Source organism: Streptomyces olivochromogenes (genome assembly GCF_001514115.1).
In the GTDB taxonomy this organism is placed as follows: domain Bacteria; phylum Actinomycetota; class Actinomycetes; order Streptomycetales; family Streptomycetaceae; genus Streptomyces; species Streptomyces olivochromogenes.
Genome location: NZ_KQ948466.1, coordinates 31,863 through 47,588, shown reverse-complemented (window position 1 = coordinate 47,588; position 15,726 = coordinate 31,863). Strand labels below are relative to the sequence as shown.

General features: G+C 70.5%; 9 protein-coding genes. 6 read left to right on the top strand and 3 right to left on the bottom strand.

Annotation, left to right across the window (positions count from 1 at the left end; all coding sequences use genetic code 11):
• The first annotated feature begins 3 nt into the window (after positions 1-3).
• Positions 4-1,329: a glutamate-1-semialdehyde 2,1-aminomutase gene (locus tag AQJ27_RS34550; RefSeq protein ID WP_067377338.1), complete on the top strand. Its 1,326-nt coding sequence runs from the start codon at positions 4-6 to the stop codon at positions 1,327-1,329.
• 12 nt (positions 1,330-1,341) lie between these two features.
• Here the strand turns inward: AQJ27_RS34550 and AQJ27_RS34545 are convergent, their stop codons facing one another.
• On the bottom strand, positions 1,342-2,028 hold the full coding sequence (locus AQJ27_RS34545) for a phosphatase PAP2 family protein (RefSeq protein WP_067377335.1): 687 nt from the start codon (positions 2,026-2,028) through the stop codon (positions 1,342-1,344).
• A 484-nt stretch (positions 2,029-2,512) separates the two neighbouring features.
• On the opposite strand from AQJ27_RS34545, the gene AQJ27_RS34540 reads away from it, so the two are divergent.
• A complete protein-coding gene (locus tag AQJ27_RS34540; protein WP_067377332.1) occupies positions 2,513-3,874 on the top strand; it encodes a beta-1,3-glucanase family protein in 1,362 nt (453 codons plus the stop codon).
• 73 nt (positions 3,875-3,947) lie between these two features.
• On the opposite strand, the gene AQJ27_RS34535 is transcribed toward AQJ27_RS34540, so the two are convergent.
• Complete coding sequence (locus AQJ27_RS34535) at positions 3,948-8,219, bottom strand: discoidin domain-containing protein (RefSeq protein ID WP_067377329.1); 4,272 nt, start codon at positions 8,217-8,219, stop codon at positions 3,948-3,950.
• Between the two features lie 541 nt (positions 8,220-8,760).
• Between AQJ27_RS34535 and AQJ27_RS34530 the strand changes: the two genes are divergently transcribed.
• The 4 genes from AQJ27_RS34530 to AQJ27_RS34515 all read left to right on the top strand — a co-directional run bounded on the left by AQJ27_RS34530 (position 8,761) and on the right by AQJ27_RS34515 (position 13,391).
• Positions 8,761-9,447 (top strand): FadR/GntR family transcriptional regulator, encoded by a 687-nt coding sequence (locus AQJ27_RS34530; protein WP_067377325.1) that lies wholly within the window; start codon positions 8,761-8,763, stop codon positions 9,445-9,447.
• Complete coding sequence (locus AQJ27_RS34525; RefSeq protein WP_096240171.1) at positions 9,444-10,826, top strand: hypothetical protein; 1,383 nt, start codon at positions 9,444-9,446, stop codon at positions 10,824-10,826. Before AQJ27_RS34530 ends, AQJ27_RS34525 begins: the two co-directional genes overlap by 4 nt.
• Positions 10,823-12,658 carry a GMC family oxidoreductase gene (locus AQJ27_RS34520; protein WP_067377315.1) on the top strand — a complete coding sequence of 612 codons (1,836 nt, stop codon included), beginning with the start codon at positions 10,823-10,825 and terminating at the stop codon, positions 12,656-12,658. Before AQJ27_RS34525 ends, AQJ27_RS34520 begins: the two co-directional genes overlap by 4 nt.
• 97 nt (positions 12,659-12,755) lie before the next feature.
• Positions 12,756-13,391, top strand: a complete 636-nt coding sequence (locus AQJ27_RS34515) for a hypothetical protein (RefSeq protein ID WP_067377311.1) — start codon at positions 12,756-12,758, stop codon at positions 13,389-13,391.
• Positions 13,392-13,448: 57 nt separating this feature from the next.
• On the opposite strand, the gene AQJ27_RS34510 is transcribed toward AQJ27_RS34515, so the two are convergent.
• On the bottom strand, positions 13,449-15,557 hold the full coding sequence (locus tag AQJ27_RS34510; RefSeq protein ID WP_067377308.1) for an alpha-galactosidase: 2,109 nt from the start codon (positions 15,555-15,557) through the stop codon (positions 13,449-13,451).
• Between the last annotated feature and the right edge of the window lie 169 nt (positions 15,558-15,726).

Sequence of the window (15,726 nt, the reverse complement as noted above, 5' to 3'; positions counted from 1 at the left end):
CCCGTGGACACCGAAGTGCTTGACCTGCCCCTGTCGCGGACAGCCAACGAGCGGCTGCATGCCATGATCCCCGGAGGCGCTCACACCTACGCCAAGGGCGACGACCAGTACCCCGAGAACCTGGCCCCGGTCATCAGCCACGGCCGCGGCGCCCACGTGTGGGACGTCGACGGCAACCGCTACATCGAGTACGGGTCAGGCCTGCGGTCGGTCAGCCTCGGCCATGCCCACCCGCGCGTGGTCGAGGCGGCGCGGCGGGAACTCGACCGCGGCAGCAACTTCGTCCGGCCGTCCATCGTGGAGGTCGAAGCCGCGGAACGCTTCCTGGCCACGGTGCCGACCGCCGAGATGGTGAAGTTCGCGAAGAACGGCTCCGACGCCACCACCGCCGCGGTGCGCCTGGCCCGCGCCGTCACCGGGCGCACGCGGGTGGCCCTCTGCGCCGACCATCCGTTCTTCTCCGTCGACGACTGGTTCATCGGCACCACGCCGATGTCCGCCGGCATTCCGGCGGCGACCAACGAGCTCACCGTGGCGTTCCCTTACGGGGACCTGGCCGCCACGGAAGAGCTGCTCACCCGGTACCGGGACGAGGTCGCCTGCCTGATCCTCGAACCCGCCACCCACACCGAGCCGCCGCCCGGGTACCTCGCCGGCCTGCGCGAGCTGGCCGACCGGCACGGCTGCGTACTGATCTTCGATGAGATGATCACCGGCTTCCGCTGGTCCGAGGCGGGCGCCCAGGGCCTGTACGGCGTCGTCCCCGACCTCTCCACGTTCGGCAAGGCGCTGGGCAACGGATTCGCCGTCTCCGCGCTGGCCGGGCGCCGCGAGGTGATGGAGCGGGGCGGACTGCGTCACTCGGGCGAGCGGGTGTTCCTGTTGTCCACCACGCACGGCGCGGAAACGCACTCCCTGGCAGCCGCCATGGCCGTGCAGACCATCTACGCCGAGGAGGGCGTCACCGCGCGGCTGCACGCCCTCGGTGAGCGGTTGGCCGCCGGTGTCCGCGACGCCGCGGCCGGCATGGGCGTCGGCGACCACATCGTCGTCCGGGGCCGGGCCAGCAACCTGGTCTTCGCCACCCTCGACGAGAACCTGCAGCCGTCTCAGCAGTACCGCACCCTGTTCCTGCGCCGGCTCCTCGCGGGCGGGGTGCTGGCCCCGTCGTTCGTGGTGAGCAGCGCGCTCGACGACGCCGACATCGATCACACCGTCGACGTGGTGGCCCAGGCATGTGCGGTGTACCGGAAGGCACTGGACGCCGCTGACCCCAGCCCCTGGCTGGCCGGACGACCGGTGAAGCCCGTATTCCGCCGCCTGGCGTGACGTGACGTGACGTCAGCGACGCTCCCGCGGACCGGCGTCGGCCGTCCGATCGGCCAGCCGGTCAGCCATCCGGTCGACCAGCCACGCGGTCGCCGGTATCACCGCCAGCGCGGTGCACCAGCCGCCAAGGACGTCGGTCGGGTAGTGCGCGCCCAGGGCGACCTGAGCCCAGCCCATGACGGCGCCGGCAACCAGCGCCGCGGCGAGCGCGAGTAACGTGCCGCCCGTCCTGCCGAGGCCGAGCCGGCCGGTCGTGAGCAGCGCCGCCATGAGGGCGAGCGCGGTGAAGAAGGCAGTGTGTCCACTCGGGTAGGACAGGTTGCCGTCGCCGTGGATGGTGCGTCCCACCAGGTGCTTGAGCAGCGTGGTCGTCCCCACGGCCATGCCGACGCCGGCAACGACGAGCACCGCCGCGCGGGGACGCCGAAGCAGCAGGCAGCCCGCCACGCCGACCACGATCAGCATCGTTGATCCCGCGGGTTCCCCCAAGAAGTCCAAGGCCAGAGCGACGTGCCGCCACGGCGGCGGCACACTGTCAGCCGTCGGCCGGATGATCCACCTGTCCACCCTGCCGGGCTCGCCGTGGCCGGCGTACAGGACCCCGAGCGCGACGACCACCAGGGCGGCGAGGGCCGCGATCAGTCCGAGCCACGGGCGCAGCGACGGGGGCAGCACCGCGGGCGCCGGCCGCCCGGTCACACGTTCACCGCGTCCGGTCGACCTGCGGCAGTGACGTCCAGGTCCTCTCCTGCCAGGTGATCCAACGCGAGCCCCTCCGTCGTGTCCGATTCACCCTCAAACGACCGTGACCGCCCCGCGGACACCAGCTCCTGGCCTGTACACCTCCGAGGGAGCCGTCAGCACCTTAACCCCAATCCGGTCGCGGCAAACCGCCGTCGGGCAGTCTCGGACAAACTGGCGCGGCAGCGTGTGGTCGTTCAAGTGATGGAGGAACAGGTCGGGCCGAGGTGAGGCCCGCGGTCGGATGCTGAACGGATCGCCAGGGCGGCGCGCGGAGTTGTCCAAGCCGTCCACCTTTTGTTGCCCCGCATCGATGAACTCCCGTGGATTCGGCTTCAGTTGTTGACGCCGGGCAGGGGCGGGGCTACAACCCGGAGAGAGCGCTCTCACACCTGCTGTTGCTCGTACCCCCGCACGCCGAACCGGCTTGAGGAGACCCCCCATGCAGACTTCCGCCGGCGTATCCGGCACACCTGGCAGACCTTCGTCCGGTGCCGTACGCTCCCGCACCGCTCTCGGTCTGGTCGTCGTCCTGATAGTCGCCTGTTTCGCCGCCCTGACCCCCTCGCCCGCCCGCGCTGCCGACCAGTTGCTGTCCCAAGGGCGGCCCGCCACCGCGTCCTCGACCGAGAACGCGTCCTTCCCCGCGAGCGCGGCCGTCGACGGCGACACCGGCACCCGCTGGTCCTCGGCCTTCGCCGATCCGCAGTGGCTGCGGGTGGACCTCGGTTCCACGCAGCAGCTCACCCGCGTCTCGCTGAACTGGGAGGCCGCCTACGCCACCGGCTACCAGATCCAGACCTCGACCGACGCGAACACCTGGACCACCGTCTACTCCACCACGACCTCCACCGGCGGCACCCAGAACATCAACATCACAGGCAGCGGGCGCTACGTCCGGGTATACGGCACCGCACGGGCCACCCCGTACGGCTACTCGCTGTGGGAGTTCCAGGTCTACGGTCCCGGGAGCACCACACCGCCGGACGACTTCTGGGGCAGCACCAGTGACATCCCCGCGGCGAACAACGCCGTAGAGGTGAAGATCCTGAACCGCACCAACGGCAAGTACCCCGACAGCCAGGTGTATTGGAGCTTCAACGGGCAGACACACTCCATCGCCGAGCAGCCCTACCTGGACATGCCGGCCAACTCCGCGGGCCGTATGTACTTCTACCTGGGCTCGCCCAACGGCCCCTACTACGACTTCATCGAGTTCACGGTCGGCAACAACGTCTTCAACGGCAACACCACACGGGTCGACGCCTTCGGCCTCAAACTCGCCATGCGCCTGCACAGCAAGGACGGTTACGACACCGAGGTCGGCGAGAACCGGGCGACCTTCGCCGAGGACCGCGCCACCACCTTCCAGCGCTTCACCGACGCGGTTCCGTCGCAGTTCAAGGTGCTGGCCCAGACCCAGGCTCCGTACCGGATCATCGCACCCGGTAGCGACCCGAGCTTCCGCGCGGGCGGCGCCAACGCCAACTACTTCACCTCGTACGCCCAGTCGGTCGGCGTGAACGCGGCCACCTCCGACATCTTCGGCTGCGCGGCCGCGCTGGCCGCCAACCCCGACATGTGCGCGGCCCTCAACCGCCACGTGGCCACCCTGCCCGCGTCGCAGCAGTCCGACCCGGCGCAGTTCTACAAGGCGGCGCCCGCGAACTACTACGCCAAGTTCTGGCACGACAACGCCATCAACCAGCTCGCCTACGGCTTCCCTTACGACGATGTCGCGGGCCAGTCCTCGTTCATCTCCCACGCCAGTCCGCAGTGGCTTCTGGTCGCCGTCGGCTGGTAGGCACGGACGCACAGCGAAACGGGGCCGCCCCTGTCAGGTGGGGCGGCCCCGCTTCATGGGGTGATGGTCGGAGTTACTGGACGTTGATCGTGAAGGTGGATGTGGTGTTGCGGATGTCCTGGGCGTTGCCGCTCATCCGCAGGTTGACGAAGGTGGCCGAACCGACGGCCGGTCCCTGACCGGGTTCGGGCAGCTCATTGGCCCAGATGCCCCACCCGGACTTCGCGTCGAACGCGTCCCCGCTCTTCTTGGAGTTGGTGATGGAGATGTCGGTGAAGATCGTGTCCTTCACCGGGAACTGCGGCTGGCCGCCGACGTAGTTGGTCTGGAACATCACGCCTCCGTAGGTGGAGTCGTCGATGTCGACGTCGTTGACCCGGATGCCCTGGAAGACCTTGGAGGCCGAGAACGCCCAGATGGCCGGGAAGACCTGCGAGCCCCAGAAGTGGCCGCCGGTTCTGTCCAGGGAGACGTTCTCGATCGTCGTCGGATCGGTCCCGAAGCCGTTCATCGGGTAGCCGAAGTCCAGCGAGGAGATCGTGATGCCGGAGTAGACCAGGGTGTCGGCGACCCGGATGTTGCGGAAGGTGTTGTTGTAGCCGCCGTAGACGGCGATACCGGCCGCGCGCCAGGTGAGTGTCGACGTCAGGTTCTCGTAGAGGTTGTTCTTCTCGTCGGCGCCGCCCGCGTCGATCGCCGAGAAGAGCGCGAAGCTGTCATCCCCCGTGGCCCGGGCGTCGTTGTTGACCACGTGGTTGTCCGTGGAACCGTTCGTCATGTTGATGCCGTCGGCGAACGTGTCGCGGATGCGGGAGTTCTTGATGGTCATGTTGTCGGTGTTGGCGCCCCAGTACATGCACACCATGTGCTCGACCCAGATGTCGTCGATGGTGATGTTGGAGACGTTGGAGAAGTCGAACACCTTGCCCGGACCGTCGATGCGGGACGTGTAGTTGCCGAAGTAGGCGAAGCCGGTGAACGACGAGCCGTTGGCGGTGGCCTCGGCCCGGAAGCCGACGTCGGTGTTCTCCTGCGAGGCGGGTGCGTGGAAGCGGGTGAACCACGGCCCGGCTCCGAGAACCTTGACCGCCTTGCCGTAGACCTGGAACTTGCTGGAGGTCTCGTAGTCGCCGGCGGGCAGGTAGACGCCGACGAGCTTGCCCGTGGTGTCCATGCGGACCTTGTCGAGCGCGTTCTGGACGTCCTGGTGGGAGAAGCCGGCCGGGACCGTGTAGGCGGCCGGGTCCGGGTTCGGGACCGCCGTCGCCTGCTCGGTGTTGATGAAGTCGATGGCGTAGGTGGAGGTGTTGGCCGCGTCCTTCTGGAGCCGGATCTTGGAGCCGGCCGGAACGGTCTTGCCGAGCTGCAGGTTCGCCTCGTCGTAGATGTGGCGCGGGGCACCGGAGCCGGGCGAGTTGCCCGGAGAGGTCTCGTTGCCGTAGAGCCAGGCGTACTTCGACGTGAGGTCGATCGGCTTGAGGAACTGGCCGTCCACGTAGACATTGAGCGTCGTGTCGGTGCCGTCCGGGATCTCGAAGCGGGTCACCAGGGTGTTGGTGGCCGCCCGGGTGGTCCACTCGACGTACTGGCCGGTCCCGGTGAGGGTCACCGCCTTGCGGCCGCTCGCCTCGCCCGCGATGTCGCCGATCGTGCGGTTCGGGCCGACGACCTTGGCGCCGCCGCCGACGGTGCCGTCCTCGGCCTCGTACATGTCGTACGGCATGTCCGCGCCGCGGCCGACGAACAGGTTCTGCGTGGTGGTGTTGTTGGTCCGCTTGACCGGCAGTTCGTTGGCGTCGTCGGCGATGACCGTGGTGACGCTGAACTTGCCGTTGGCCGCCGTCCACGAGCCGAGGGCGACCGGTGCGGTCGTCTGGCCGGCTGCGATGGTGCCGTTGTAGGTGCCGGTGAGTGTCTTGACGGTGGCGCCGTTCGCGTCCTTGACCGTCAGCGTGACGCCGTGGGCGCCGGAGGCCGAGGCCACCGAGCCCTGGTTCTTGATCGCCACGGTGAACGAGACGTTGTCACCCGCGGAGGCGCTGGACGGGGACCAGGCGACCGGTGCCGCGACCAGGTCGGAGCTGGAGACCGGCTTGACGACGAGGGCGTCGGAGCGGGTGAAGACGTTGTTCGCCTCGTTCTGCTCGATGACCTTGTTCGTCGGGTCCACCTCGGCGCCGACCGGGTAACTGCCCGCGTCCCGGGTGCCGATGCTCGCGGTGACCGTCGTCGACTGGCCGGCCGCGAGAGCCGGGACGTCGGCCGTGGCCACCTTCGTGCCGCCGAGCGTGAAGTTCAGGTCGGTGGCCTTGGCCGCCTTGCTGCCGCTGTTGGTGACGGTCGCCGTCAGGCTGATGGCATCCGACTCGACCGGTGCCGCGGGCGAGTTGGTGATGCCGGTGACCTTGAGGTCCGGGTTGGCGGCCGGAGTGCCGATCACCTGGAGCTCGGCGACCTGCGCGCCGGGGGCGCCGGTGTTGGAGGCGAACTTGAGCTGGATGTCGGCCGCGGCGCCGGAGACCGGGATGGTCACCGTGTTGCCGCTGGACGGGTTGAACGTGTAGTCCTTCGCCGCGGCGAGACTCGTGAACGCGGTCGCGTCCTGGTCGCGGCCGAGCACCTGGATGTTCTGGGTACGAGTGGACCAGGCGGCGTCCGGGTTGAGCTTGACGACGACCTGGCTCAGGTCGGCGTTGGCACCCAGCTTGGTGGTGAGGGTGGCCGGGTAGGCGCCGCCCCCGCTCTCCCAATAGGTCGCGATCTGGCCGTCGTTGGCGTTCGCGGCGACATAGGTGAAGGTGTACGAGGAGGCCTCGATGGGCTTGCCCTGGGCGAGGTCGGAGCCCGCACCGTTGCCGGCCCGCGTGACGCTGTTGCTCGCCACCGACACGTTCCCGGCGGCGTCCTTCGCCTTCACGGTGTAGGTGACCGTGGCTGACGGCGACGGGGTGTCGGTGTAGGTCAGGACGTTGCCCGCCACGGAACCGACGACCTGCCCGCCCGCGTAGACGTCGTAGCCGGTGACCTGGACGTTGTCGCTCGACGCCTGCCAGGTGAGCTTCACGTCGTTGCCGGACTGCGTGTAGGCGAGGTTGCCCGGCGCGGTGGGCGCCTGGGTGTCGCCGCCCGATCCCGCGCGGGTGACGCTGTTGCTGTTGGCGGAGACGTTGCCCGCCGCGTCCTTGGCCCGCACGAAGTACGTGATGTCGGTGGAGGCTGGCTGCGTGTCCGTGTACGTCAGGACGTTCCCGGCGACGCTCGCCCTCAACTGCCCGTTGGCGTAGACGTCGTAGCCGGTCACGGCCGTGTCGTCGGTGGCCGCGCTCCAGTTCAGCTTGATCTGCCCGGTGGCCGGCTCGGTGTAGCTCAGGTTGGTCGGCGCGGTGGGCGCCTGCGTGTCACCGGTCGCCGGTCCGTAGACCTCCAGCTCGGACAACTGCCCCGCGGGCCAGCCGGTGTTGGCGGTGATCAGCACGCGTACGTACCGCGTGGTGGTCGTGTCCAACGCGATGGTCGTCGACTGGTCGTTGGAGCTGTCGAAGGTGTACGCCTTCGAGGCCGTCAGGTCGGTGAAGTTCTGGTTGTCCGTCGAGCCCTGGATCTTGAGGGTCTCGCTGCGGCTCGGCCAGCCGCTGGGCAGCCGCAGTGTCACCTGGTTGATCTGGACCGACGAGCCGAGGTCGACCTGGAGCCACTGCGGGAAGGCGTTGTTCGTGCTCTCCCAGTAGGTGTTGCGGTTGCCGTCACCGGCGTTGGCCGCGCCGTAGACGTCGGCGTGCCCGCTCTCGCTGAAGGGTTTGCCCTGCGCGAGGTTGGGGGTCGAGGCGGCGGTCGTGAGGACCTGCATCTCGGCGAGCTGGGCGGTGCCGGCGATCGAGTTGGCGCTGAAATCGGCCCGTACGTACCGGGCGAGGGTCGCGGGGAAGGAGACCTTCACCGTGTTGTCGTTGCCGGGGCTGAAGGCGTACTGCGCCGACGACTTGAGCGTGGCGAAGCTCTTTCCGTCGGCGCTTGCCTGGAGCGCCAGCGTCTGCTTGCGGGTCTGCCAGTGCTCGGGCAGACGCAGCACGACCTGGCGGACGCGCTTGGTCCGCCCGAGGTCGGTCTGCACCCACTGGGCCGACTTCTTTCCGGCCTGCCAGTAGGTGTCGGTGTCGCCGTCGGTGATGTTGGCGGCGGTGTGTGCGCCACGGGTGCTGCCCGCCGTGGTCCTGGCGTCAGCAGCGGCGTTGGGGCCGCCGGCCGCGTGTGCGCCGACGGCGGGCAGGCCCAGAACCATGACGGCGGCGGCGAGTGCGGCGGTCGCTGTGCGCCGCCTTGGGGATCTCTGCTTGTGTCGAGTCATGCGGGGTCGCTTCCTGCGGAGGCTCGCGCGCCGGTGGGGCGGCGAGGGCGGCTCATTCCTGGCGGAGTGGTGCAGAAAGGTGCAGGACGATATTTTGCGTTGTTTCATCGAAATATTGCAGAGCAGCATCAGCGGGTCTACAGCCGGAACGGCACAATATTCACCAGAAGCACCCATCACTCAGGAGTGATGACGGCGCGGGCGCCACTTCCGAGCCGCTGCAGCGGTCAAATCGCAGGCATCGGGGCCAGCTTTACGGGCCCGCACCGTCCGGTCCGTGACTCGGCTGCGGTTGCGGGCTTGCGCTCCGAGACCGCAAGTGAACGCAAGATGCGCAAATTCTTGCGCGATTCTACGTCATGAGCGATGGGTTGCCGACGGGCGAACTCCTCGTTGCCGGCCTCAGGGCCGGCGGTGACTGCCCGCTGAAGCGGCCGTCAATGGCCGCTTCCCGTCGAGGGGTTGACCATGGAACACCTTCACTGGTTCAGTGGATCAGCCACTCAACCACTCATCTCATCCACTCGCCGGAAGGGGAACCGTGGAGGCACTGCCCCGCGAGACCATCGTGGACGTCCTGGAAGACCGGCTGCGGACGGACATACTCAACGGCCTTCACCCGGCCGGGAGTTATCTGCCGCCCGAGCGCCAGCTCGCCGACGGCTACGGCATCACCCGCACCACGCTGAAGCACGCCTTCGGGCGGCTGGTCCAGGCGGGCCTGCTCGAAACCCGGCACGGCGTCGGCACCCGGGTGCGCGACTACGCACGTCTGGGCGGCGCCGATCTGCTGCCCATGCTCGTGCGGCACGACGCGAAATGGGTCCATGAGATCTTCGAAGTGCGGCGCGGAGTCGGCGCGTTGATCGCCGAGCGGGCTGCGACCCGAGCCACTCGGAAGCAACACGCGGAACTTCGCGCGCTGTTGCAAGCCGTGCGGGAGGCGGATGGTCCCGACGCGGTACAGCTCGCCGACATCGAGGTGCACCGTGCCCTGGCCCGGGCCACCGGCAACCGTGTCTACGTCCTGCTCACCAACACGCTCTTCAACGCCTATCTGCCCGTCCGCTCCCTGCTCAAGGGCCCCTTCACGGACCCTGCGGCCGCCTGCGAACGGCTGGCCCCGGTGGTGGAGGCGGTGACGGACGGAGACGCCTGCCAGGCGCACGCGGCGGCCGACGCCTACCTGCGGGCCACCGAACGCATCATGCTGGACGATCTCGCATGAGGGGCACCGTGTTCACGGAGACGATGCTCGGCACGGTCCGGCTCGACACCGAGACGACGGAGCGCCGCGTACGCCTCGACCTGCGCGCCGAGGCCGACGAGGTACTGCGCCCGCATCGCACGACCCGAGCGCGCCTGACCGGCCGGGTGCGGATCGCCGGATTCGCCGACGACCCCGGCGCGGAAGGTGAGCTGGAGGTGTCGCCGATCGCCCGGCGGCGCATCCGCTATCAGCTGGCGTTCACCGGAGACGGCCGCCGCCTCGTCCTGGACGGCTGGAAATCCGTCACCGCGCGCCGCCCCCTCGCATCGATGACCGTCCTGCCGTTCACGCTGTACGAGGGTGACGCGCGGGTCGGTGAAGGGGTGCTGCGGTTCCCGGCGGCGACCCGTCTCGTTCCGTTCCTCCTCAGCTTCCGCTTCCCGCGCCGCGAGGACCGTGCCCAGCACTTCCCGCCGCGCTGGGACGGCACACCGGGCCGCACCGAGGTCTGGTACACCACGCTGACCGATCCGACGACCGGCACCGGCATCTGGCTGCACCATGAACTCACCGTGCCCGCCGACGGTTCCGATCCGTTCGCCCACGGCTGGGTCGCGGCGTTCCCCCGCGACGGAGAGGTCCGGCACGCTCGCTTCGGATCCGCCCCCTGGACCCGGCCCGCAGACGGGTTCGCGGGAGACAAGGTCACGGCCACCCCCGGACAACTGGCGGGCGGCGCAGGCGAATTCCGCTGGGAGCTCACCGAACGCCCGCAAGGGCCACCCCTCTTCACCTTCCCACGCTGGTCCTGGCGTCGGCCGCTCCTGCCCGCCGCCCAGATGCTCCCGGCCGCGCGGGCCACGTACGACGGCGAATTCTCGTACGGAGAACACTCCTTGACCCTGAGCGGCGCACCCGGCGCCTCGGCCCGCATCTACGGGCACGGCAACGCGCACCGGTGGACCTGGCTGCACGCGGACCTGGGCGGTGGTGACGTCCTGGAGATCGTCGCGGCCGTGTCCACCCGGCCGGGTCTGCGGCGGCTGCCTCCGCTGGTCTTCCTGCGCCTGCGCCGCGGTGGCCGGACCTGGCCGCGGCGGGCCGAACGGTCGGCGGTCGGCTGGCTGGGCGTCGGACGGTTCCGGGCCGGATTCGGGCTGCCGCAGTGGACGGTGACCGGCCGGACGGCGTTGCGCCGGATCCACGTCGAGGTCGACCAGCCGGCCGAGCGGACCCTCACCCTGGAGTACCGCGACCCGGACGGCGCCCGCGCGGTATGCCGCAACAGCGAGTCGGCCGACGCCCGGATCGTGCTGGAGCGCTGGTGGGGCCGGTGGCGCCCGGAGGCCTCCTGGGTTCTGGACGGCACCGCGCACGCCGAGGCGGGCGACCGGTGACCGCCGAGGGACTTGTCGCCGCACTGCTCGCCGACACCGGCGACGAGGACTGGCCCGCCCGCGTGCCGAACCGGCTCGACTCGGTGCTCGCCGCGCTGCCCCGGCCCGCCCGGGCCGGGGTGCACACCGCCGTCGCGGCCCTGGAGACGTACGCAGTCCTGCGCACCGGACGACGCCTGGCGGCACTCGACCCCGACGCCCGCGAGAGCCTGCTCGGATCGCTGGCCGCACGCCCCCGGCTCGTCCCGCTGCTCGACCTCCTCAAGGTGCCCGTGATGCTCGCGGCGGGCACCGAGCGGATGCCGACCGCGCCCCTCGCTGTGACGGCGCCCGAGGACCCGCCGCTCGACTGCACTCCGGCGCAGGAGTGGCCGACCCGTTCCACCGCCGACGTGGTGGTCGTCGGGTCCGGCGCGGGCGGTGCCGTGGCCGCCCGGACGTTCGCGCGCGCCGGACTGAGCGTCGTCGTGCTGGAGGAGGGCGCACACCACTCGACCGCTTCCTTCGGACGCCGGGCGCCGCTCGACCGTTTCACCGAGCTGTACCGGGACGGCGGTGCCACGGTGGCCGTGGGCAACCCACCACTCCTGCTGCCGGTCGGTCGCGCGGTCGGCGGGACCACCGTGGTCAACTCCGGTACCTGCTACCGCACTCCGGAGCCTGTGCTGGGCCGATGGAGCAGTGTGTACGGGTTCCACCTCGCCGAGAGCTTCGGGCCCCGGCTCGACGAGATCGAGCGCACCCTGCGCGTGGCCACCCAGCCACTCGACGTGCTCGGGAACAACGGCCTGCTGGCACTCGCCGGCGCCGAACGGCTCGGCTGGCGGGCCGGTCCGCTGCGCCGCAACGCGCCCGGCTGCAAGGGCTCGTGCCAGTGCGTGGTGGGCTGCCCCACCGGCGCCAAGCAGAGCGTGCAGCTGTCCGTCCTGCCCGACGCCTGCGCCGCAGGAGCCCGGATCGTCACGGGCGCACGGGTCCGCCGCATTCTGCTGGACCACGACGGACCGGGAGCGCCGCGCGCCGCCGGCGTACGGGCGCGGCGGCCCGACGGCAGCGAACTGGAGATCCTCTGCCCGCTCGTCGTGACGGCCGCGGGAGCGCTGCAGACACCACCGCTGCTGCGCCGCTCGGGCCTGGGCGGACATCCGCGCCTGGGCCGCAACCTCAGCGTGCACCCGGCCACGAGCGTCGCGGGGCGCTTCGCCGAGCCCGTCACCGCCTGGAAGGGTGTGCTCCAGAGCGCCGGAGTCGAGGAACTGCACGACCGCGGTGTCCTCATCGAGGCGACCGCGAGCCCGCCCGGCATGGGCAGTTTCGTCCTCCCCGGCCTGGGCCGCGAACTGCGCGGTGAACTGGAGGAAGCGGACCACCTCGCGACCCTCGGCGCCATGATCGCCGACCGCCCCTCCGGGCGGGTCCAGGGCCGCGACCGCACCCTCGTGCGCTACGACCTGGACCCACGTGACGGCGACAGGCTGATGACGGCCGTACGTGCCATGGGCCGCCTGCTCCTCGCGGCGGGCGCCGAGGAGATCCTCACCGGCCTGCCGTTCGCCCCGCGCGCCCGCTCGCTCGATGAACTCGACGAACTGCTCACCCGAACGACCGCCCGCAACCTGCACCTCTCGGCGTTCCACCCGACCGGCACGGCCGCCGCGGGTGCCGATCCCCGGCGCGCCCCCGCCGACCCCAAGGGCAGACTGCGCGGCGCCCACGGAGTACTCGTCGCGGACGGCTCGGTCCTGCCCAGCTGCCCGCAGGTCAACCCGCAGCTGAGCATCATGGCGGCGGCTCTGGCGATCTCGGAGACCTGGGTGGAGAGGGAGGGCTGATCCCGCGGCTACTCCAATGGGTCAGTGCGGTTCGCGGACACCGCGCCCGGCACGGAGCATGAGGGTGACCGGTACGCCAGGCAGAGGACGAGCCCGCATGAGCACACGTATCCCCGACGACCAGGTCCACTCGCGTCGATCTCGCCGCATCGGCGCCCTCCTGGCCACGTGCGCGTGCGGCTCGCTGCTCGTCTCGTGCGGCTCGGACAACAACGCCGGCGGCGGTGTTTCCGCCAGCGTCCGTCCGACCGCGCCCAACGAGTCCAACTTCTCCGGCACGGCGCCGTCCGCCCTGTCCTCGGCCGCCTCCTCGATCATCGGCTCCGCCCGGGCCTCAGCCTCGGCGGCGGCCTCCTCGCTGTCCGCCGCGGCCTCGGAGTTCGAGGCGTCCGTCTCGGCCGACACGGCCCGCGCGAGCGCGCAGGCACAGGCGGAGCTGAAGAAGGTGCAGGGCCCCGGGAACGCGCGGTCCGACGTCGCCATGACCGGCCTGCCCAGGGCGAAGACGGGCGGCCTGCTCGCCGTGCTCGTCAACATCACCAACAACACCGATCGCACGGCCTCGTACGCCGTCCAGGTCGACTTCAAGAACCCCGACGGCAAGGTCGTCGAGACCAGGTTCGTGGGCGCGGAGAACCTCAAGCCGGGGCAGCGCGCCCAGCCCGTCGCCATCAGCAGACAGCCCACCCAACCCCAGCTGACCCCGGTCCTGGCGAAGGCCCAGCGATACTGACGGGCGCCCGCCGGACGAGAACGACATCGGGCGGCCCACCAGCACACTGACGGGGTGTCAGTCCTCCCGGACGAGGTGCACGGTCGTGCTGGACCAGTCGCCCGCCGGCAGGTCGACGTCGAGACCGTACTCGCCGAGCACCGTGGAGTGGTGCACGGCGCCGGTGCGCGCGTCGCGGTAGCGGCCCCCGGGGGTCAGACCGCGCGGCCGGACCGGCAGCCTCGGCGCGCCGTGGCGGGAGACACGCCGGTAGGCGAGCAGCAGGGTCTCCGAGGCGTCCGCGGCGGTGTACTGCACCACGCAGACCGAGTCCTCGGCGGGCGGCGACAGCCGGTCCAGCCTGCCGTGCTGGACGAGATGGCGGACCTTCTTGTACGTGGCGACCAGGTCGGCCCCCTCCCGCAGTTCCTCCTCGGACCAGCGGGTGAGATCGCCCCCGATGCCGAGCGCCCCGGCCATCGCGACATGGAAACGGAAGCGCAGCGGGACCGTACGGCCGGTGAGCTGGTTGGGTACGTCGGTCACCCAGGCGCCCATCGTGCGGGCGGGGTAGATCTGGCCGTAGCCCTGCTGGATCCCCATCCGGTCGGCGGCGTCGGTGTTGTCCGACGCCCAGGCCTGGTCCGTGCGGGCCAGAATGCCCAGGTCGACCCGGCCGCCGCCACCGCTGCACGTCTCGATCCGCAGCGCCGGATGGTCCGCGCGCAGGCGGTCGAGGACGCCGTAGAGATTGCGCACGTACGCGGGGCCGAGGCGGTCGGTGCCGTCCTCCCGGTCGGGCCAGCCGGCCTCGCTGAACGCGCGGTTCATGTCCCACTTGAGGAAGTCGATGCCGTGGTCGCCGACCAGCCGGGTCAGCCAGCCGTGGGCCCAGTCGGCGACCTCGCGGCGGGCGAAGTTGAGGACCAGCTGATTGCGCAGCTCGGAGCGGGGGCGGCCGGGGAAGTGCAGTACCCAGTCGGGGTGTTCGCGGTACAGGTCGCTGTCCGGGTTCACCATCTCGGGCTCCACCCAGAGGCCGAAGCGCATCCCGAGCCCGTGCACCGCGCGGACCAGCGGGCCCAGTCCGTCCGGGAAGCGGTCGGACGCCGGTGTCCAGTCGCCGAGGCCCGCCCGGTCGCTGCGGCGCGCCCCGAACCAGCCGTCGTCGACGACGTAGAGCTCCACTCCGAGCGCCGCCGCCCGCTCGGCGAGCGCCTTCTGCCCGACCTCGTCGACGTCGAAGCCGGTCGCCTCCCAGGAGTTGTAGAGCACCGGGGCGAACTCGTCGGCATGGGGCAGGACATGGGCCAGGACGTACGCGTGCCAGGCGCGGCTGGCCGCGCCGAAGCCGCCGTCGGTGCACAGTCCCGCGAACGGGGGAGTGGCGAACTCCTCGCCCGGCGCGAGCGGCACGGTCGTGCCGTCCCGGCCGGGGCCGCCGGTGAATCCGGCCCGCCCGTCGGGGGTGCGCTGCACGGTGACGCGCCAGCTCCCGCTCCACGCGAGGGCGGCGCTCCACACCCGCCCGTGCTCCTCCGTCGCCTCACCCGCGTCGAGCATCAGCCACGGGTTCGCGTGGTGGCTGGTGATCCCGCGACGGCTGGTCAACACGGTTTCGCCGTACGGCAGTCGGTCCCGTCGCAACTGGCTCTCGGCGGACCACTGGCCCGTGACATGACTGAGCCGGTAGTCCCGCTCCGGCGGCAGGGTCCAGGCCGCGGAGTCGGCACGCAGCAGGGTGACGGGCTCGTCGCCGTCGTTGCGGACGACGGTCCAGCGCTCGATGACGTCCGTGTCCTCGCGCACCCGGTAGTGGAGCGCCACCCGCAACGGGTAACGGCGGTCGCGGAACGACAGGGTCAGCTCGCCCTCGTCGACCTCGTGACCGGTCGGCTGCCACTCGAAGGCGCGGGCGCCGTCCGCGAACCTGACCTGCAGTGACGGCGGTCCGTAGCGCGTGCCGCCGTCGACCGGCAGCTCCTCCCCGACGGTCGGCCTGCCCTCGAAGCTGCTGGCCTCGGGCGCGGGTGGCACGGCGAGCTCCTCGGCCTCCGCCGGCGTCAGTCGTGGACCCCACGCGACATGGCAGGGCGCTCCGGTCTCGTCGATCCGCAGCGCGTACGAGGTGCGCGGTGTGGACAGCAGCCAGACCCCGGTGTCCGGGGCGAAGGAGATCGGCGACATGAATCCTCGCGTTCAGGTGGTGCTCACGTACGAGACAAGGAAAAGCCAACCCTGACCTTGGATCACGTGTCAATGCTTGCTCGCATTCTGGAATTCACAGGTCACAGGTACCTCCTGGAGCATCCTCAGGAGAATCCTGCTTCTTTCATTGACAGCAGAAAATAAGGGC

Excerpts from the sequence above, each read along its gene's own strand:
- AQJ27_RS34515 (WP_067377311.1), top strand. The coding sequence starts at position 12,756 with ATGAGCACACGTATCCCCGACGACCAGGTCCACTCGCGTCGATCTCGC.
- AQJ27_RS34540 (WP_067377332.1), top strand. The coding sequence starts at position 2,513 with ATGCAGACTTCCGCCGGCGTATCCGGCACACCTGGCAGACCTTCGTCC.
- AQJ27_RS34535 (WP_067377329.1), bottom strand. The coding sequence starts at position 8,219 with ATGACTCGACACAAGCAGAGATCCCCAAGGCGGCGCACAGCGACCGCC.
- AQJ27_RS34525 (WP_096240171.1), top strand. The coding sequence starts at position 9,444 with ATGAGGGGCACCGTGTTCACGGAGACGATGCTCGGCACGGTCCGGCTC.
- AQJ27_RS34510 (WP_067377308.1), bottom strand. The coding sequence starts at position 15,557 with ATGTCGCCGATCTCCTTCGCCCCGGACACCGGGGTCTGGCTGCTGTCC.